Here is a 21,159-nt window from a genome sequence, read left to right as displayed (position 1 = left end):
GCGGTTTGCCATTAAATGAAATGGAGGGAACCCCTTTTGATCGATGTAAATAAATTCGAAAGTATGCAAATAGGTTTGGCTTCTCCCGAAAAAATCAGAAGCTGGTCTTACGGTGAAGTAAAAAAACCTGAGACGATTAACTATCGCACCTTAAAACCTGAACGCGAAGGGTTGTTCTGTGAGCGGATTTTTGGTCCTACAAAAGACTGGGAATGTGCCTGCGGAAAATACAAACGTATCCGTTATAAAGGAATCGTTTGTGATCGATGCGGAGTGGAAGTTACTCGTTCGAAAGTTCGCCGTGAACGCATGGGACATATTGAATTAGCAGCTCCTGTTTCACATATCTGGTACTTTAAAGGGATTCCTTCACGTATGGGTCTTGTATTAGACATGAGCCCACGCGCTTTGGAAGAAATCATTTATTTTGCTTCATATGTAGTCATCGAACCAGGAAATACGAATTTAGAGAAAAAACAATTGTTGACAGAACGCGAATATCGCGAAAAACGTGAACAATATGGACAAGAATTCCAAGCTGCTATGGGTGCAGAAGCGATCAAACAATTACTTGATAATGTTGATCTAGATGCAGAAGCAGCCGAATTGAAAGAAGAATTGAAATCTGCACAAGGACAAAAACGTACACGTGCAATCCGCCGTTTGGATATTTTAGAAGCATTCCGCGCTTCAGGAAATCAACCAAGCTGGATGGTTATGGACGTTATCCCTGTTATTCCACCAGATTTACGCCCAATGGTTCAATTAGAAGGTGGACGTTTTGCAACAAGTGACTTGAATGATCTTTACCGTCGTGTAATCAACCGTAATAACCGTTTGAAACGTTTGTTAGACTTGAATGCACCTGGAATCATCGTTCAAAATGAAAAACGTATGCTGCAAGAAGCAGTAGATGCATTGATCGATAACGGTCGTCGCGGACGTCCAGTTACTGGACCAGGTAACCGCCCATTGAAATCTCTTTCTCATATGTTGAAAGGGAAACAAGGTCGTTTCCGTCAAAACTTGCTAGGTAAACGTGTCGACTACTCCGGTCGTTCTGTTATCGTTGTTGGACCTTTCTTGAAGATGTACCAATGTGGACTTCCAAAAGAAATGGCTATCGAATTATTCAAACCATTCGTGATGCGTGAGCTTGTTCAACGCGAACTAGCTTCAAACATCAAAAATGCGAAACGTAAAATCGAACGTCAAGAAGACGAAGTATGGGATGTTTTAGAAGACGTAATCAAGGAACACCCAGTATTGCTGAACCGGGCACCTACGCTTCACCGACTTGGTATCCAAGCATTCGAACCAGTTTTAGTACAAGGACGCGCAATCCGTTTGCATCCACTTGTATGTGAAGCTTATAATGCCGATTTCGATGGAGACCAAATGGCTGTCCACGTGCCATTGAATGAAGAAGCACAAGCAGAAGCACGTATGTTGATGTTAGCTGCTCAAAACATCTTGAACCCTAAAGATGGTAAACCAGTTGTTACTCCTTCTCAAGATATGGTTCTAGGTAACTACTACTTGACAATGGAAGAAGAAGGACGCGAAGGCGAAGGAATGGTCTTCAGAGATCAAAACGAAGCCGTTATCGCATGGAGCAACGGATATGTTCATTTACATTCACGTATCGGTGTGAACCCTAACTCATTAGGTGAAAAACCATTTACTGAATGGCAAAAAGAACGTACGATGATCACAACAGTTGGTAAGATCATCTTCAACGAGATCATGCCTCCTGAATTCCCTTATCTGAATGAACCAACAGACTTCAACTTGACCGTCCAAACACCGGACAAATACTTTGTTGAAGCTGGTACTGATATTCCTGCACATATCAAAGAGCAAGAATTAGTATTACCGTTCAAGAAGAAAAACTTAGGAAACATCATCGCAGAAGTCTTCAAACGATTCAAAGTAACAGAAACTTCTAAGATGCTTGACCGTATGAAAGACTTAGGGTATAAACATTCAACACATGCCGGTATCACAGTAGGGATCGCTGACATCAGTGTACTGAATGAAAAACAAGAAATCATTGAAAATGCCCATAAACAAGTTGAAACTATTACAAAACAATTCCGTCGTGGTCTGATTACAGATGATGAACGTTATGAACGTGTCATTGCTGTTTGGAACGCTGCAAAAGACAGCATCCAACAAAAACTGATGGAAGGTTTGGAAGCGAAAAACCCAATCTTCATGATGTCTGATTCTGGAGCTCGTGGGAACATTTCCAACTTTACACAGCTTGCCGGAATGCGTGGTTTGATGGCCGCTCCTAATGGTCGAATCATGGAATTGCCAATCATTTCGAACTTCCGTGAAGGACTATCCGTCTTGGAAATGTTTATCTCAACTCACGGGGCTCGTAAAGGGATGACCGATACAGCCTTGAAGACTGCCGATTCAGGTTACTTGACTCGTCGTCTGGTTGACGTGGCCCAAGATGTAATCATCCGTGAAGAAGATTGCGGTACTGACCGAGGTCTTGAAATCCAAGCAATCCGTGAAGGAAATGAAATCATCGAATCATTAGAAGATCGTTTAGTGGGACGTTACACTCGTAAAGAAGTACGTCATCCTGAAACAAATGAATTGATCATTGCAGGAAACCAATTGATTTCCGAAGACATCGCAAAACAAATCGTTGATGCAGGTGTCGAAACAGTGACAATCCGTTCTGTCTTCACATGTAATACAAAACATGGTGTCTGCAAACATTGTTACGGACGCAACCTTGCAACTGGCTCTGACGTTGAAGTCGGAGAAGCAGTTGGTACGATCGCCGCTCAATCAATCGGTGAACCTGGTACTCAGTTGACGATGCGTACATTCCATACGGGTGGGGTTGCCGGAGACGATATCACTCAAGGTCTTCCTCGTGTCCAAGAAATCTTTGAAGCACGTAATCCGAAAGGGCAAGCAGTGATCACAGAAGTAACAGGGGATGTCATCGATATCTCAGAAGATCCTGCAACACGTACCAAAGAAGTAACAATCAAAGGAAAAACAGATACACGTACGTATACTGTTCCTTATACAGCACGTATGAAAGTAGCAGAAGGCGATATGATCCACCGTGGTGCGCCATTGACAGAAGGATCAATCGATCCAAAACAATTGTTGCAAGTTCGCGATGTATTATCTGTTGAAAACTACTTGCTTCGTGAAGTACAACGTGTTTACCGTATGCAAGGGGTAGAAATCGGCGACAAGCATATCGAAGTAATGGTTCGTCAAATGCTGCGTAAAGTTCGTGTAATGGATCCAGGTGATACAGATATCTTACCAGGTACATTATTAGACATCGCAGACTTTAAAGATCAAAACTACAATACGCTAGTCTCAGGAGGCGTTCCTGCAACTTCTCGACCTGTCTTGCTAGGTATCACAAAAGCATCATTAGAAACAAATAGTTTCTTATCTGCTGCATCATTCCAAGAAACAACTCGTGTCTTGACGGATGCTGCGATCCGCGGTAAGAAAGATCCTCTTCTTGGTTTGAAAGAAAATGTTATCATCGGTAAGATCATCCCAGCTGGTACTGGTATGCAACGTTACCGTGACATGGAACCAAAAGAAGTCGGTGTAGCAAGCGAAAATGTCTACAGTATTTCAGATATTGAAGCACAAATGGCTGCAGAAGACGCAATGAACAATCAAACAAAATAGATATTTTACAAAAGAGGTTGTGACAAATTATTGTCACAACCTCTTTTTTGGTTTTTCTAAAATAATTTGTCTAACTAGAAGAAAAGTGGGAAAGGATCTTAACAACATCGATTCGTATCCCATTAAGGTATCGGAACGATCATCTTCCAAGAGAAGTCAATCAACAAAAGTAAAGATAGATCATTTTTTGAATGCAAAATAAATTCATGGGAAGATAGAGCGGTTATTTTTAATATTTTGCTAGCTATTATTGAATAATTCCTCGAATAAAACAAAACCAGTAGACATGTCTGTTATTCTATTTATGTTTTAGAGATAAGTATCCCCAAATAACATGGATTGAAATAAGGGTAAATGAGTTTGAAAAAATGAACTATAAAAACTTATACACAACGTGGTTAAAAATAGTTTTTTCTTCCCTGTGGAAAAAATAGTTTAACACAAACATTATAGTTATCCACAGCTATCTAAAACAGATGGAAAATAAAGAAAAATCCGCTAAAATACCGGGAGGGGGTAATGGGGGGTGAGTGATTGAAAAAAGAACAGAGTAACTGACTTATCCTCAGTGTTTCTGTTCTTTTATAAATCTGCCCTACATTTCTTGTTGTTGGATCGAATCTGTGAGAGTAATCTCGGTTGAAAGAATGATTCTTTTTTCTTCTGGGTATTGGTGATGGATCAATTGGAATAAAAGTTCTGTGGCTTTGATTCCTAACTGATTTGTTGGAATGTCTATCCGAGTCAGCTGTGGCGAAAATAGGGAGGACAATAAGGGATCACTGAATCCTGCGATCGAAAGATCATCAGGTATCTGCTTTCCAGTTTGTTCTGCAACTTTGTAAATACTCAATGATTTTAATGCATCGGTAGAAAAAATCGCAGTTGGTCTTTCTCGCAGCTTCATTAAATCATTCATTGCTGCCATGCTGTCTTCTAAGCGAAAGCCGCCGTCTATGATCCATTCATTACGGATATCTAGGTGATGATCAAATAAGCATTGACGGTAACCATTGAGACGATCATTGGATACATAAACTTCTGTCGGAGCATGGAGACAGCCGATATGACGGTGTCCATTCTTGATCAGTGTTTCCACCAAATCGTAACTATCCTGGAAATTATCCGTGTCCACTGAGTAGATGTTCGTGTAGTCGTTTCCGACTTTTCCGATTACCACAATAGGAATATTGTATTGATCCAATTCAAAAAGAAGTGTTTCATCCATCGTAGAGCTTAAAATAATAATTCCTCGAATCATTTTTTCTTGGATCTTTTTCGCGCATTTTTCTAGCTCTTCTTCTGGTGTTTTTGCCGTTTGTAGAATCAAGTCGAAGTTATTTTGTTCAGAAACGGCAGAAATGGATTGAATAACATCTGAAAAAAAAGGATTGCCATAGGTCGTATGAGAAGTACGATGAGATAATGCTAGAATCGCGTCAAAACCATTTCCTGACAGTCCTCTTGCAATTTTGCTCGGTTCATAATTCAATTCTTTGATTGCTTGAAGTACACTTGCTTTTGCTTTATCAGAGATATTTGGCTGGTTATTTAATACTCTGGAGACAGTTGATTTGGAGACATTGGCTTTGTTCGCAATGTCATAAATAGTAGGTTTCAATTTTATATGCACCTCCTTTTTGGGAGCGTTTTAGAATAATTCCATAGTACAATAGACATTCTTTTTTGTCTATGATTTTGAAAATTTAGGAATAGCTTGCATGATCATGAGAGACCATATTTTTTTAAGAAGCTATTAACTATTGATACATAAGCTTTCTTATTTGTATTTTTTTGTATATCAAAATTATTTAAAAAAATGCTATTGACAGTAAGCGTTTTCCATAATATGATCAAATCGTTGGGAACGCTCCCAAAAAAAGAAAGGGGAATCCGATGTATACAAAACTTTTACAAGCGATTTATCGCGACTCAGATTTGGCTGAGAAAACCGCCTCTATGATTGAACAAAAAGTCAGTGATTATCAGCAGAAGAAAGGCCAGGCAGGCAAACTGCATTGGGACGAAGAAGATATTTTCTTGATTACTTATGGGGAGCAATTTTTTGAAGAGCAGCAACCAACTTTGCGTACATTTAAGAAATTTTATCAAAAGTATTTGGCAGATACATTTAGTGTTGTACATTTCTTGCCATTTTTCCCATATACATCTGATGATGGTTTCTCCGTTGTAAATTATCAGGCAATCAACGACCGTTTGGGCACATGGGAAGATATAGAAGAAATGAGAAGCGAAACACGGTTAATGTTCGACTTTGTCTGCAATCATATGTCTGCCGAAAGTACTTGGTTTCAGGAATATTTAAACTTGAATGATACGTACAAAGATTTTTTTATTGATTTGCCACTGGATACAGATACAAGCAGCGTGACTAGACCAAGGACTAGTCCACTACTTACAACTTTCATCGACAAAAACGGGAAAGAAAAACATGTATGGACGACTTTTAGCGAAGATCAAGTAGATTTGAATTTTAAAAACCCAGAAGTTTTATTGAAAATGATCGATATTCTTTTGTTTTACTTAGAAAAAGGCGCTTCATTTATTCGTTTGGATGCTGTGGGGTTTTTATGGAAAGAACTAGGAACTTCTTGTATACACTTGCCAGAAACGCATAAGATTATTCAGTTATTCCGTGCAATCGTTGATGAAGCAGCTCTAGGAACGGTATTGATCACCGAGACAAATGTGCCACATAAAGATAATATTAGTTATTTTGGCGATGGCAGGAATGAAGCACAGATGGTCTATCAGTTTTCGCTACCACCTTTGACCCTTCAAGCGATTCGTTCGGGTAATACAAGTAAGTTGAAAGAATGGTTAAAAACCATCGATTTCGCATCGAAAAAAACAACTTTTTTTAATTTTTTAGCCTCCCATGACGGTATCGGATTGAATCCGGTACGAGGTATTTTGCCAGAAACAACGATCCTTGAATTAGTGGAACAGCTGAAGAAAGAGGGTGCCCGAGTAAACTACAAGAAAAACCCAGATGGAACGACCAGTCCACATGAGATAAACGCTACGTATCTAGATGCGTTAAGTTCTCCAACAGATACGACGGAATGGAGAAGCAAACGCTTTTTAGCAGCTCATTCATTTTTGGTAACGTTACCAGGCGTGCCGGCAATTTATATTCAAAGTGTGCTGGGAAGTCGAAATGATTACAAAGGCGTAGAAAAAACAGGAGAGAATCGAAAAATCAATCGGCAAAAATTTTTGTTAGCAGATATTGAGAAAGAGTTGCAGACAGATCCATTAAGAACAGCAGTATATGGTGAATTGACCCAGATGCTATCTATTCGAAAAAAAGAAAAAGCCTTCCATCCGAATAGTTTGATTTACTTACTGGACTCAGCAGATTCTTTTATCAGTTTTATTCGCGAAGCGAAGGAAGAGAAAGTCTTAGTTATCCATAATTTTTCCAATCAATCAGCAGGTTATCTTTTACCAAAAGGAGATTACCTAGACCTGTTTTCTGGACAAATTATCCATTGCAGTCAAGAACGAAAGTTGATATTCCAGCCGTATGAATATATGTGGCTGAAAATAATAAAATAAGAGGTGGAAAAAAATGAAAAAAATTATTGTTACTATCTGTCTGCTAGCTACTGGATTTCTTCTTACTGCTTGTGGTGAAAGTCAAAGCTCTAACGAATCACAACAGACAACGATTCAATTCATGCACTCTTCTGTCGAACAGGAACGATTAAGTGTGATCAATGAACTGGTTGCTGATTTTGAAAAAGAAAATCCAGACATCAAAATCAAGCAAGTGCCGGTAGAAGAATCAGCGTTCAATACGAAAATCGTTACGTTAGCTCGTTCCGGTAAATTACCAGAAGTAATGGAAGTCAGTCAGGATTTTGCTAAAGTGATGGATAAAGATGAACTGATTGATCAGACGGCAGTCCAAAACGTTATCGAGGAAGCTGGAGAAGATAATTATTATGACGGAGCCAAAAACCTTGTTCGTTCAGAAGATGGAAAAAGCTATATTGCTGCACCAATTAGCGGCTGGGTTCAAGGTATTTGGTATGACAAAGAAAAATTATCAGAAGCTGGTTTTTCAGAACCAGAAAATTGGGATGATATTTTAAAAATTGCTCAACATTTCACAGATAAAGAGAATAAACAATATGGAATTGCTATGCCTACTGCTGAAGGAACAATGAGTGAGCAAGCGTTCTCTCAATTTGCTTTGTCAAATGGAGCAAATGTTTTGGATGATGAAGGCGAGGTAACGATCGATACGGAAAAGATGAGAGAAGCATTGTCGTTTTATCAAAACTTATCCCAATACACGATGCCAGGCTCTAATGATGTGACAGAAATCAAAGATGCTTTCATGAATGGAACAGCACCAATGGCAATCTATTCAACTTACATTTTGCCTTCTGTTTATGAAGCGGGGAACTCAGAAAATATCGGTTTTGCTATCCCAACACAAAAAGATCAAGCTGTCTATGGCACAGTATCTGGATTGACGATTTCTTCTGGTCTAGACGAGAAACAAAAAGAGGCTGCTGAAGCATTCACAGCTTTCTTATCTCAACCGAAAAACATGGAAAAGTGGGTCTTGATGTCTCCTGGTGGTGCTCAACCAGTGAATAAACAAGTAGTCGAACTGGATGGTTACAAAGAAAATGAAGTCATCAAGTCTTTTGGCGAGCTGCCATCTGAGATTGCTAGTGCTTTTGATGAAGTACAAGTCTTTGGACTAGTCGGGGAAAAGAATTTCACGAAAATGGGAGATATCACAAGCTCAGGTGTGATCGGAAAAGCAGTGAACCAAGTAACTGTCGGAAACGAAGATGTCGATCAATCTTTAGCTGACGCACAAAAAAATACGAAATAACAAGAAGTTCTGCCAATGGTGTTCGAAAAAAGTAGATAGCTATTGGCAGATTATCAGGGGGAGGTTTCAATGAATCGTCCAAGGAAACATTCTGACTTAAAATTAGCCATGGGACTTTTAGCACCAAGCATGCTTTTATTAGCTGTTTTAGTGCTGATTCCAATGCTTTCCAATATTCAGATCAGTTTTTTCGATATGCCGCTGAATCCTAACTTAGACGCCGTTTTTATCGGATTAAGCAATTATCTTGAAATTTTAAGTGATAGTGAATTTTATCGTTCTTTAGGTTTAACAGTTGCTTACACATTCTTAGTTGTAGCAGGCAGTACAGCTTTAGGATTAGCCGTAGCTATTTTGCTTAACCGCAAGTTCAGATTTAGGAAAACGGTGCGTTCACTGATTTTATTAAGTTATGTTACGCCATCTATTTCTTTGATTTTTGCTTGGAAATATATGTTCAATAATAGTTATGGAATCGTCAATGATCTGTTAGTAGATAGGTTGCAGCTTTTCAACGAAGCACCGCTGTGGTTCTACCAGCCAGTTGCTAGCTTCTTTATGGTCGTTTTGTTTGCGATCTGGAGATACTATCCGTATGCGTTTATTTCATTTTTGGCTATTTTGCAAACAGTCGACAAAACGCTTTATGAAGCAGCTGAAATGGACGGTGCAAATGCTTGGCAGAAGTTCAAGATCGTGACACTGCCGGCAATCAAACCAGTACTAGCAACTGTGATTGTTTTAAGATCTATCTGGATGTTCTATATGTTTACAGATGTCTATCTACTGACGAATAAAGTCAATATCTTAGGCGTTTATTTGTATCAGACAGCCTTTGCGTTCAATGATCTTGGAAAAGCAGCAGCTATATCGATTCTATTGTTCATCATTATTGCAGCGGTCGTCTTGCTCTCACGAAAGAAGGTGGACTTGAAATGAAAAATAAAAAGAGCAGGAAAATCTTATTTTACGCGACGATTTTGTTGCTATTAGCTGTCAATTTGTTTCCATTTTTGATCATGCTGATGACATCATTCAATGATTCACAAGAAGCAATTGCAACGACACAAACTATTTTTCCGAAAGAATGGACTTTTGAACATTATCAGGATATTTTCAATGCTGAGATTTTTCCATTCATCATGTATTTCAAAAATAGTTTAGTGATCTCCTTGATAGCCTCCGTAACTGCAGTAGTGATTGGGATCAGCGGGGCATACGCTTTGTCAAAACTACGCTTCAAAGCTCGCTCGAAAATCAATGCTAGCTTTTATACCGTCTATATGTTTTCCGGTATTTTGATCGTTGTTCCATTATTTAAAATCATTTCCAGTCTAGGTTTGTATGATACCAATACAGCACTGATTATCACGATGGTCGTTCAAACACTTCCTACTGCGATATTCATGCTAAAAAGTTATTCTGACACGATTCCGACTGATATTGAAGAAGCAGCAATGATCGATGGTCTTAGCCGGATCCAAATCATTATTCGGATCATTATACCATTGGCTATTTCTGGAATCATTTCTGTCTTCGTTTATTGTTTTATGGTTTCGTGGAATGATTATTTATTTGCTTCGATTTTCCTGTCGACCTCCGAAAAATTTACTTTACCAATCGGTTTGAACACATTATTCAGTACACCAGACTACATTTGGGGACGAATGATGGCCGCTTCATTGGTGACCACTTTACCAGTCATCATTATGTATGCGTTATCTGAACGATTCATTAAAGGGGATTTAGTCGAAGGCGGCGTAAAAGGATAAAAAGAAAAGAAAGAGGAAAGAAAAGATGAAAAAATTAGTTGCATTAGAACCAAGAATAGCCGGATTCAAAGATTACGAAGACCGTGAGATCGAAAAGAACGAAGTACGTATCCGAGTAATTTTCGCTACTCCAAAACCAGGAACAGAAATTGTCGACTTTAGAGGATTAAGTCCATTTATCGATGAAGAATTTTCAGAAGAATGGCGCCTATTCTTGCCAAGAGAAGAAGGAAGCCAACGCGGTGTGGTATTTGGCGAATTTCAATTAGGAAATATGATTGTCGGTACGATCGAAGAAACGGGCAGTTTGGTGACAGAGTATCAAAAAGGAGAGTTAGTCTGCACTTATGGACCCATTCGTGAAACACTAATTACAAACGGTGTTGATAATTATAAACTACGTAAACTTGATCGGTTGGATCAATGGAAAAATGCAGTATGTTACGATCCTGCTCAATTCGCTTTAGGTGGTATCCGGGAAGCACATGTTCGAGCAGGTGATGCTGTAGCAATTTTCGGTTTAGGCGCTATCGGGCAAATTGCGATTCAATTAGCTAAAAAAGCAGGTGCTACTACCATCGTTGGGATCGATCCCATAGCGCAGCGTAGAGAATTAGCAGAAAAATACGGTGCCGATTACACGCTAGATCCTATGAAAGCAGATATCGGTTTTCGTCTAAAGGAATTGACAGATAAACGTGGAGTAGATTCAGTTATTGAAACGAGTGGCAGTGCTGCCGCATTACAAGCTTCTTTAAGAGGGATCGGCTATGGCGGGATCATTTCTTATGTTGCCTTTGCTAAACCTTTTCCAGCTGGGTTTAATCTTGGTCGCGAAGCACATTTCAATAATGCAAAAATCGTCTTTGCTCGAGCATCTAGTGAACCAAACCCAGATTACCCAAGATGGAACCGTAAACGAATCGAGGACACATGTTGGGAATTATTGATGAACGGTTACTTGGATTGTGAAGAAATCATTGATCCAGTTGTGCCATTTGCAGAAAGCGCAGAAGCTTACATGCGTTATGTAGATCAGCACCCAGAAGAAAGTATCAAAATGGGTGTTCAAGTACAAGGAGGAGAACAATGAAATTCGGTACGCAAGATCAAGCATTTTTCCCAAGAGACATTTTAGAAAAATTTAGATTTATCAAAGACTGTGGATTTGAAGAATACGAAATCGATGGTAAGTTGTTAATAGAAAATATCGACACAGTCAAACAGGCAATCAAAGAAACAGGGATCCCAGTAGTGACAGCTTGTAACGGATACGATGGGTGGATCGGTGACTTCATCGAAGAACGGCGTCTTAATGGTGTACGTCAAATTGCTGAGATTTTGCGTGCACTAAGCGAGGTTGGCGGCAAAGGAATCGTTATCCCAGCAGCTTGGGGAATGTTCACTTATCGATTACCGCCGACGGTTTCACCCCGAAGCAAAGAAGGAGACTATAAAGCAGTCAGCGAATCACTTCGTTATTTAGATAAAGTAGCCGAAGAAACAGGTACGGTTATTTATTTGGAGCCTTTGAACCGATACCAAGACCATATGATCAATTTGTTAGCGGATGCGCGTCATTATATTGACTCTAATCAATTGAAACATGTGCAGATCATCGCTGATTTTTATCATATGAATATTGAAGAAGATGATATTTCAAAAGCATTGACTACGCAAAAAGAGTATGTGGGTCATATCCATTTAGCAGATAATCATCGCTACCAACCAGGATCTGGCGCAATTGATTTTACTCGCCATTTTCAAACGCTACTTCAAAATGAGTATGAAGGTTATATGGTATATGAATGTCGTTTGCGAGGAGAAAATGAAGTGAAAATTTATCAGGAATCATTGCAATACTTGAAAAACTGTCTGGAAACAGCGCGTCATTTAAATGATTTAGAGAAAGAATAGAGAAAGAAAAACAATAAGTAAATAAGCAAAGGAGGGAGAAATAAATGAAGAAAGTAGCAATCATAGGCGCTGGACAAGTAGCAGAAAAAGTACATGCTGCTTATTATCAAAAAAGATCAGATGTCTTAGAATTGGCCGCTGTGGTTGATCCAGTCAGCCAGCGAGCAGAAGACTTTTGCCGACGTACAGGATTTTCTCATGCGTATACATCAGTTACACAAATGCTGAATGAGATTTCTCCCGATATCGTGAGTGTCTGTACACCCAATCGCTTTCACTTCGAACATGTATTGGCTGCCCTCGAAGCTAATGCTTCAGTGATGTGCGAGAAACCACCAGCTATGACAGCTGATCAAGCAAGAAAGATGGCAGAGACAGCCGATAAAAACGGGCAGATTTTGGCTTATGGATTCCAGCATCGTTTTTCTGACGAAGCAACAATGATCAAGAATTATCTTGATGTTCTCGGGGATATTTATTACGTAGAAGCGAATGCGCTTCGTCGGTCTGGTGTTCCAGGCTGGGGAACGTTTATCGACAAAGAACTTCAAGGAGACGGGCCTTTGATCGATTATGGCATTCACATGCTTGATACAGCGATGTATATTACTGGATTTCCTAAAGTAAAAAACGTTCGGGCGTACAGCTTCCAAAAAATTGGTACGAAAAAAAATTCAGGGAAATTCGGGAAATGGGATCCAAGCAAATTCACAGTAGAAGATGCAATTTTTGGCACACTGGAATTAGAAAACGGCAAGATCATCCAACTGAATACTTCGTTTGCTTTGAATATCAGAGAAGACAAACTGAATGTGGCTTTTTGTGGCGATCAGGCAGGTGCTAATCTGTATCCAGGCGAACTATTCGAAGATGTAGATGGAAAGCTGGTTTCCTTACAAAAGACCACACCAGTTAATGACCCACATGAGCTAAGTATGGATCATTTTGTGAATCGGGCGCTCGGTGACCAGACTCAGATGATTGCAGATGGCTGGCAAGGATATGTCATCCAGAATCTGGTGGAAAATTTATATCGTTCGGCAGAAACAGGAGAAGTTATTACCTTATGAAAGTAGAAGAAAAACAATTTGATTTAGAGTATATCAATAAGTATGCGAGTCAGATGACCATTGGAAATGGATTTTTTGGTATCAGAGGAAGCCAGGAGGAAGACTATCGGAATCAAGTAAGGGGAATGTTTGCAGCTGGTGTATATAACCGACCTTTAGGAGCAGAATCAGCCGAGTTAGTGAATCTTCCAGATGTCATCAGATGGGAAATAAAAATCGACGGTGAACATTTTTCTCTTGAGACGATGAAAGTTCTTGCATACGAGCGGGCACTAGATTTAGAAATGGGAGAGCTTAAACGCTATGCGCTCATTGAAACTGCTCAAGGAAAAAAAGTGGAAGTCATTACTTGTCGTGTTGCTGATCAAAATAATCTCCATCAGGCAGCCCTGAAAGTGGTCATCAAGCCGTTGACCGAAGACTGCCAAGTAGATGTGAAAACGGGTATCGATGGACAGCAAACCAATTTTGGTACACAGCAGTTGGTTGAAAAAGAACTGCGAGTATTTGGTGACGATTTGATCAGTGCATCCTACCAGACAACAGAAAGTAAAATTGATATTGGGATTGCAGCTAAATTCAATAAAGCAGGTGTATTCCAAGCAAAAAATCGCCGGATCACCGCTTCCTTTTCAGAAAAGATCAGAAAAAATACGTCCTTTACGCTGGAGAAGATCATCGTGCTCTCTACCTCTCTTCAGCAAACAGACCCGTTTAAGAAAAGTATTGCCCAAGCCCAGAAAAGCGTTAGTTATACAGAAATTTTAGAGCAGTCGATGTCTTATTGGACAGATTTTTGGCATCAGCATCGGATAACGATCCAAGGCGATTCTTCTTTCGATCAGTTAGCGATGGACTTCGCTGCTTACCATTTACAGATTATGACTCCCCGCAATGATCCAAGTGTTAGTGTAGGGGCGAAGGGACTAACTGGCGAAGGCTATAAAGGGCATGTTTTCTGGGATACGGAAATTTTTATCCTGCCTTTCTTTTTATATCAGTTTCCTGAAGTAGCAAAGAATTTGCTGCTGTACCGTTATGATCGATTAGAAGGCGCACGGCAAAAAGCAAGAGATTATCACTATCAAGGTGCACTTTTCCCATGGGAGAGCGCACACACTGGTCAGGAAGAGACACCCAAATTTGCTGCATTGAATATCAAAACCGGAACAAGACAAGAAGTTGCTTCAGCTGCCGCAGAACACCATATCAGTGCAGACCTTGCTTATGCCGTTCAAGAGTATGTCCAAGCAACAGAGGATCAATCGTTTTTAGAAACAAAGGGAAAAACGCTCATTCATGAAACAGCAGCTTTTTGGCTGAGCAGAGCTGTAAAAGTCGATGATCATTTAGAGATACACAGAGTCATTGGTCCAGATGAATACACAGAATATATCGACAATAATGCATATACGAACTATCTGGCGCATTATAATGTGGCCTTAGCTGTTAAATATCAAGCTGGCGATCCGCTTTTTTTGAAAGAATGTCAAAATTTTTTAGACAAGTTATATTTGCCAGTGCCTAACAAAGAACAGCTGATTCCGCAAGATGACACGTATCTCAGTAAGCCAGTTATTGATTTGACCACTTACAAAGAACGTCCTGGCAGCCAGTCTATTTTACTTGATTATGCCCGTAGCGAAGTAAATGAACTCCAAGTCAGCAAGCAAGAAGATCTTGTCATGCTGTTATACTTATTACCTGAGTATTTTTCTCAACCAATCGTTTCTAAGAATTTGCATTACTATGAAAACAAAACGATCCACGACTCATCGTTGAGTAAAGCGATTCACGCCATAGAGGCTTGCCGTATCCAAGAAATGGAATGGGCGTATCATTTATTCCAAGAAGCGTGCCTGATTGATTTAGGACCAGATCCGCATTCATCAGATGACGGAATTCATGCTGCTTCATTAGGAGCACTATGGCTAGCAGTTATATTTGGTTTTTCAGGTATTACAGTAACGAATGGAACTCTTTCTATTTCTCCAAGACTTCCTTCAGCATGGGAAAAAATTTCTTTTCCTTTTATTTGGAAAAATCACAGGTTACTATTTGTTTTGACAAAAAAACAAATAGTAATAAAAAAAGAGACGAAAGAAACATTACCTATTTTTGTCAATGGAGACCAATACCAGCTGGAAAAAGAACTGATCTTGGAACGGAGGGGAAAATAATGCGTATTCTGATTGCGCCAGATTCTTTCAAAGAAAGTCTGACAGCCTTAGAGGCAGCACAAGCCATTCAATCAGGTTTTCAAGAAGTTTTTGTTCAGGCTGAATATGATCTGCTACCTATAGGCGATGGAGGAGAAGGAACGGTTTCATCATTAGCAGACAGTTTAAGGTTGAAGCGGCAAACAGCAGTCGTTACTAATGCATTTGGCAAAAACAAAGAAATCCAGTACGCTTCAGACGGTCAAACTGCGATTTTTGAAATGGCAGAAATCGTCGGATTGAAAGATGTCCCACTAAACCAACGACAGCCACTTAGGTTATCCACGCGAGGAGTAGGAGAACTGATACGACAATTGTTGCAACAAGGTGTTCGACACATCATCATCGGCGTTGGCGGAAGGTCTAGGTTATGCTTTTTATGATCAAGATAATCAAAAAGTAGAAGCACTGGGAGAAAATCTAGGTAAAATTGCTACAGTTGATAAAACGAACGTGCCTATTGAGCTGATTAAAGCCAAAATCACTGTCATTACTGATGTTACTAATCTTTTATGCGGAAAAGAAGGCGCTTCTTTTGTTTTCGGACCACAAAAAGGCTTGAAAGAAAATGAATTAGCAGTGGCTGACCAAGCCATGCATGATTTTTATATGAGATTTGCCCCTCAAGTAATCGAGGCATCGGGCAGTGGTGCTGGTGATGGAATGGGTGCAGGACTGTTAGCATTTGCTTCAGGGAAAATAGTCTCTGGCATCGACTACGTATTGGATTTACTGGAGTTCGATAAACGGGTACAGCAAGCAGACCTCGTAATCGTAGGCGAAGGACGTCTAGATGGACAAAGTCTAAAAGGAAAAGCGCCAGTTGGGATTGCTAGAAGAGTACCAGAGGGCGTTCCTGTGATAGCTATTTGCGGAAGTGTTGGTAAAGGAAGCGAAAAAGCAGCAGATGTTGGCATTTCGGCCGTTTTTCCGATCCTTCCTGCAGCTGTGCCTTTACAAGAAGCTTTACAGCAAGCCACTGATAATCTTCATCGCACAGCTAAAAACATCGCATCTTTACTTCAAGTCGTTCATTTTCAAGGAGGTAATCGATGAAAATCAAAGCAGCACTATTCGATTTAGATGGCGTTCTTGTAGACACAGCTCGTTATCATTACGAAGCGTGGCTGGTTTTAGCTAACCAGCTGTCCATTCCATTCACTGAGAAAGAAAACGAGCAACTGAAAGGAATATCCAGAACCGAGTCACTAGAGCGATTGCTGTCATTTGGAAAAATGGAACAGAAATTCTCAGAAAAAGAGAAATCAGCCTTTGCTGAGCAAAAAAACAATCTATATCTTCAAGCGATTCAAAAAATGGATGAAACATCCGTTTTGCCTGGTGCAATAGCTGTTCTTGAGTACTTGAAAAAAACAAACATCAAGATCGGATTGGGATCAGCAAGCAAAAATGCACGCCTCATTTTAGAAAAAACGAATTTGACAAGTTATTTTGATGTCCTTATTGACGGCACGCAAGTATCAAAAGCAAAACCTGATCCAGAAGTTTTTCTCAAAGGAGCACAGCAATTGAATGTACCGCCAAATGCATGCTTGGTCATTGAAGATTCAGAAGCTGGTTGTCAAGCAGCTTTGGCTGGTAACATGCATGTATTGGGAATAGGTGAAAACATAAATCTTCCTTCTGCTGAATATGTGATTCCTGATTTAACCGTTTTTGATCAAGTACGTTCGTTTTGGCATTTATCAGAAGCCGTATCACGTATATAATAGTTTCCGTTTTTTCTGTCACAAGCAAAACGTTATCCTCCTTTTGGAAATCAAGGTATGATGAGAAAAAAGGGGGATTTTATATGACAAAAAAAGCAGTTTTCGCAGGCGGATGCTTTTGGTGTATGGTCAAACCATTTGAAGAGCAGCCAGGGATCATTTCTGTGACATCCGGTTATACTGGCGGGCATGTACCAAATCCAACTTATGAACAAGTAACAACAGGCACAACAGGGCATACAGAAGCAGTAGAGATCGAATATGATCCAGAAGTTATTTCTTATGATCAGTTGGTGGAAATCTATTGGCAGCAAACCGATCCGACTGACGCATTAGGACAGTTCGCTGATCGCGGTGATTCTTATCGTCCAGTGATCTACTATAATGATGAAGAAGAACGAAATATTGCAGAGCGTTCAAAACAAGCATTGCAAGACAGCGGGCGATTCGATAAGCCAATCGTGACAAAAATCGAACCAAGAAGCGAATTTTATCCTGCAGAAGATTACCATCAGGATTATTACAAGAAAAACAAGCTCCATTACAATCTTTATCGAGAAGGTTCTGGACGTGCAGGTTTCCTTCGTCGACATTGGGGCGTCAAGAAATAAGAAGCCGAAAAAGCTACTTATGGAACACCGTATATCAGAGGTTGTGACAAGTCGTTTGTCACAACCTTTTTTCAATACCTAAGATGAAGGACGATCAGCAACGCACTGCTCAAAAAAGGAATGAAAGGCAGTTTTTCCATCTTTTTTTTATGACAGATAAAGTAAACAGAAAAAACGGATATTCCAAACAGACTAGCAAGAAACAAGATCTGAAGCAACTCTTCCAGAGACAAGCCACCACTCCAAGAAAGCATCAACAGAGTATCACCAGCTCCGAGATAGGATTGACCATAGCGAAGGCACACACCGCCTACGATAAACGTTAACAGCACACTTTGCCATTGGAAGACGCCGACCTGCAACCAAAAAATCCATAAAATTGCCCAAGAACAGAATAGCGTGTGAGAATGGACCATGAAGTAAAATAAATCCATCAACGAAAATAGCAAAGCCGAAAGCATCCATATGAACGTCGAATAATTTCTTGCAGAAGAAAAAGTAAAGAACCAGACAAAAAGACCACCACATAAGGCTTCTGCCAACAAATAGTAGAAGGGCAACCGACACCTGCAATAGCGGCAGCGAAATCGTTGGACGATGATCGAGAGAATCGGAATCAATTCATACCAAGAAAGCGAACGACAGCATTTGACACAATGAGATCTAGGATAAATAATAGAGTGACCTAACGGAATCCGCTGGGCGGTTAAACATAAAAATGATCCGATACAGCAACCAATGATAAAATAAAGTAACACGCCATCTCCCCCTTTTCAAAACCAAGATACGCAAGCTTAAACTAAATTTTTGTACATACATAAAATTTGAGGTGAAAAAATGAACGTTTCAATCGGATTAGATATCGGAACCACACAAACCAAAGCAGTTGCTTTCACAGATGAAGCCCAAGAAGTAGCATCCGCTTATTTTCGCTACCCTTTGATCCAAGAAACACAAGGGATGGCAGAACAAGATCAGGAATTGATCTTTCAAGGTGTCTGCACCGTTATAAAAGAAGTAATTAAACAGTTGCCTTCAGACACAATCATTCAATTTGTCTCCTTCTCCTCTGCGATGCATGGCCTGATATTGTTGGATGAAGAGAAAACACCGTTATCTCGAATGATCACTTGGGCAGATAACCGAGCAGCGGACGAAGCAGAAAAACTGAAATATACCGTGCTTGGCAAAGAATTTTATCGGCAGACTGGGACGCCGATTCATCCAATGACACCATTGAACAAAATCAAGTGGCTGCAAAACAGCCAACCTGAATTATTCAAAAAAACTGCTTATTTTGTCGGTATCAAAGACTATATCTTTTATAGATTGTTTGGCGAACTGATCAGCGACTACGGAACAGCTTCAGGAACTGGATATTTTGATATCCATGAATTCCAATGGGCAGAAGAAGTGCTTGACTACTTGAACATTCGAATAGAGCAATTGCCGCAAGTCTTTCCTTCCACCTATCAAGTAACAGGTCTACCATCAAAAACAGCAGCAGAACTAGGTTTGCCAAATGATATATCATTTGTTTTGGGAGGGTCAGACGGGCCGCTTTCTAATCTAGGGTTAGGTGCTTTTGGTGATACGATCGCCGCTTTGACCGTAGGAACGAGCGGAGCACTTCGTTTTATTACTACTCAGCCTCAGTTCCATCCAGAAATGGAGACGTTTTGTTATGTTCTGGATCAGAAACATTGGGTAGTGGGAGGAGCGACTAGCAATGGTGCTGGCATCTTTGATTGGGCAGGGCATACATTTTTACAGGAAGTCGTTCAATCTGCTAAAGAAAAAGGAGAAAATCCATATGACGCACTGCTTTCGGCTATCGCTTTTGTGCCAGCGGGTGCCAATGGTCTGATTTTTCATCCCTATTTGCTTGGTGAGCGAGCACCGCTTTGGGACGCAGATGCGTTTGGCAGTTTTATCGGCTTACAGCGGCAACATACAGAAAAAGAAATGATGAAGGCGATTCTAGAAGGGATCTGTCTCAATCTTTATCGGATTTTAAAAGGAGTTTGCCAAGAAAATCAGCTCACAGAGATCCGTGCTACAGGCGGGTTTGCTCAATCTCCGATTTTTCGTCAGATGATGGCTGATGTACTGGGTTACCCGCTTGTTTTCCCTACTGTCACAGAAGCATCCGCATTAGGAGCTGTGATTTTAGGCTGGCGAAGCATCGGAAAGATTCAAAGTATCAGTGAAGCACAGGAATTGATAGAATTGAAAGAGCAAGTTGGAGTACAAGAAACTGATCATAAAAAATATCAGAAAATCTATCCATTATTTGTTTCGACACAAAAGCATTTAGCACAGACTTATCAGCAATTTGCACAACTGCGAGAAGAATTAGCTGATTCTGAAAAATGATTGGCTTTACGGATAAAAAAGCGAACTGAAAATCGTTCTCAGGTAAATGATTTTGTTGTACTTTTCATTGAAAGTCTACTATTATTTTAAGTGTAAGAAAATGTTAGGAGGCATGAAAGATGAAATTCCAACAAACCAAAGAAGTATTAAATCAATTAGTTGCAGATCTAAGCCAAATGTCTGTTGTTGTTCACCAAACACATTGGTACATGAGAGGACCAGGTTTCCTTACATTGCACCCAATGATGGATGAGTTCATGGATGATTTGAACGCTCAGTTAGATGAAGTATCCGAACGCTTGATCACATTAGACGGTTCACCTTATTCTACATTGCGTGAATTTGCAGATAACACAAAAATCCCTGATGAAATTGGCCGCTGGGATCGTACTATTCCAGAACGTTTGGAAACACTTGTTGCAGGCTATCGTTATCTAGCAGATCTTTACCAAAAAGGAATCGAAGTTTCTGGAGAAGAAGGCGACGATCCAACACAAGATATCTTTATCGAATTCAAAACAGCCACAGAAAAACGTATCTGGATGATCCAAGCTCATTTGGGCAAAGCGCCAGAGATCGACGCGTAAAAACTGTTGTTGAACTTGACCGAAAAAGAGGTTGTGAAATCAGCGTTTTGACCTGAGTATTAGAGAAACAAACGTCAAAATAGTTCCTCATATTTTGCCGTTTTTTGAGCTAATACCGAGGGTCAGCTGATTGAACACCGTTTACCAAGAGGTTGTAAGCCTGCCGTTCAGCTCCGAGTCACAAGAAACAATTTTAAAAAACAGCTTCTTATGTTTTATGGATATTGTGACTTGTGACCGAGGAGTTGGCAGGATAACACCGTTTATTTAAAAAAAGAGGTTGTGACAAGACTTTTGTCACAGCCTCT

15 protein-coding genes and 1 pseudogene are annotated in these 21,159 nt (G+C 40.0%); 14 read left to right on the top strand and 2 right to left on the bottom strand.

The annotated features are described in order from the left end of the window. Positions 1-36: 36 nt before the first annotated feature. A complete protein-coding gene (gene rpoC, locus RG571_RS07050; RefSeq protein WP_002339681.1) occupies positions 37-3,690 on the top strand; it encodes a DNA-directed RNA polymerase subunit beta' in 3,654 nt (1,217 codons plus the stop codon). A gap of 595 nt (positions 3,691-4,285) precedes the next feature. Here the strand turns inward: rpoC and RG571_RS07045 are convergent. Then, positions 4,286-5,311, bottom strand: a complete 1,026-nt coding sequence (locus tag RG571_RS07045; RefSeq protein WP_002300082.1) for a LacI family DNA-binding transcriptional regulator — start codon at positions 5,309-5,311, stop codon at positions 4,286-4,288. A gap of 275 nt (positions 5,312-5,586) precedes the next feature. Between RG571_RS07045 and RG571_RS07040 the strand changes: the two genes are divergently transcribed. The 11 genes and pseudogenes from RG571_RS07040 (at position 5,587) to msrA (ending at position 17,888) form a co-directional block, all read left to right on the top strand. Further along, entirely contained in the window at positions 5,587-7,272 is a 1,686-nt protein-coding gene (locus RG571_RS07040; protein WP_002339683.1) for an alpha-amylase family glycosyl hydrolase, read from the top strand. Between the two features lie 13 nt (positions 7,273-7,285). Then, complete coding sequence (locus RG571_RS07035; protein WP_002339684.1) at positions 7,286-8,569, top strand: ABC transporter substrate-binding protein; 1,284 nt, start codon at positions 7,286-7,288, stop codon at positions 8,567-8,569. Between the two features lie 69 nt (positions 8,570-8,638). After that, a complete protein-coding gene (locus tag RG571_RS07030; RefSeq protein ID WP_308947788.1) occupies positions 8,639-9,508 on the top strand; it encodes a sugar ABC transporter permease in 870 nt (289 codons plus the stop codon). After that, entirely contained in the window at positions 9,505-10,341 is an 837-nt protein-coding gene (locus RG571_RS07025; protein WP_002339685.1) for a carbohydrate ABC transporter permease, read from the top strand. The genes RG571_RS07030 and RG571_RS07025 overlap by 4 nt, the downstream gene beginning before the upstream one ends. Before the next feature lie 25 nt (positions 10,342-10,366). Then, positions 10,367-11,434, top strand: a complete 1,068-nt coding sequence (locus RG571_RS07020) for a zinc-binding alcohol dehydrogenase (protein ID WP_002339686.1) — start codon at positions 10,367-10,369, stop codon at positions 11,432-11,434. Further along, entirely contained in the window at positions 11,431-12,258 is an 828-nt protein-coding gene (locus RG571_RS07015) for a sugar phosphate isomerase/epimerase (protein ID WP_114634930.1), read from the top strand. The genes RG571_RS07020 and RG571_RS07015 overlap by 4 nt, the downstream gene beginning before the upstream one ends. A 44-nt stretch (positions 12,259-12,302) precedes the next feature. Further along, entirely contained in the window at positions 12,303-13,328 is a 1,026-nt protein-coding gene (locus RG571_RS07010; protein WP_114634932.1) for a Gfo/Idh/MocA family protein, read from the top strand. Further along, positions 13,325-15,508: a glycoside hydrolase family 65 protein gene (locus tag RG571_RS07005; RefSeq protein ID WP_258430458.1), complete on the top strand. Its 2,184-nt coding sequence runs from the start codon at positions 13,325-13,327 to the stop codon at positions 15,506-15,508. The genes RG571_RS07010 and RG571_RS07005 overlap by 4 nt, the downstream gene beginning before the upstream one ends. Beyond that, positions 15,508-16,603: pseudogene (locus tag RG571_RS07000) on the top strand (glycerate kinase). The gene RG571_RS07005 and the pseudogene RG571_RS07000 overlap by 1 nt, the downstream one beginning before the upstream one ends. Beyond that, positions 16,600-17,277 (top strand): beta-phosphoglucomutase, encoded by a 678-nt coding sequence (gene pgmB, locus RG571_RS06995; RefSeq protein WP_002288121.1) that lies wholly within the window; start codon positions 16,600-16,602, stop codon positions 17,275-17,277. The pseudogene RG571_RS07000 and the gene pgmB overlap by 4 nt, the downstream one beginning before the upstream one ends. 83 nt (positions 17,278-17,360) lie before the next feature. Further along, the gene (gene msrA, locus RG571_RS06990) at positions 17,361-17,888 is read left to right on the top strand and encodes a peptide-methionine (S)-S-oxide reductase MsrA (RefSeq protein ID WP_002288119.1); all 528 of its coding nucleotides are present in this window, start codon (positions 17,361-17,363) and stop codon (positions 17,886-17,888) included. Positions 17,889-17,959: 71 nt separating this feature from the next. On the opposite strand, the gene RG571_RS06985 is transcribed toward msrA, so the two are convergent. Beyond that, the gene (locus RG571_RS06985) at positions 17,960-18,646 is read right to left on the bottom strand and encodes an A24 family peptidase (protein WP_002318809.1); all 687 of its coding nucleotides are present in this window, start codon (positions 18,644-18,646) and stop codon (positions 17,960-17,962) included. Positions 18,647-18,725: 79 nt separating this feature from the next. Here RG571_RS06985 and RG571_RS06980 point away from each other — a divergent pair, with 79 nt between their 5' ends. Beyond that, positions 18,726-20,264, top strand: a complete 1,539-nt coding sequence (locus tag RG571_RS06980) for a gluconokinase (RefSeq protein ID WP_002339693.1) — start codon at positions 18,726-18,728, stop codon at positions 20,262-20,264. A gap of 119 nt (positions 20,265-20,383) precedes the next feature. Next, positions 20,384-20,851 carry a DNA starvation/stationary phase protection protein gene (locus tag RG571_RS06975; RefSeq protein WP_002297290.1) on the top strand — a complete coding sequence of 156 codons (468 nt, stop codon included), beginning with the start codon at positions 20,384-20,386 and terminating at the stop codon, positions 20,849-20,851. The last annotated feature ends 308 nt before the right edge of the window (positions 20,852-21,159 follow it).

This window comes from Enterococcus sp. FR204 (assembly GCF_031143325.1).
GTDB lineage: Bacteria > Bacillota > Bacilli > Lactobacillales > Enterococcaceae > Enterococcus_B > Enterococcus_B faecium.
The sequence above is the reverse complement of the archived record's forward strand: the minus strand, read 5'-3'. Positions and strand labels throughout refer to the sequence as shown.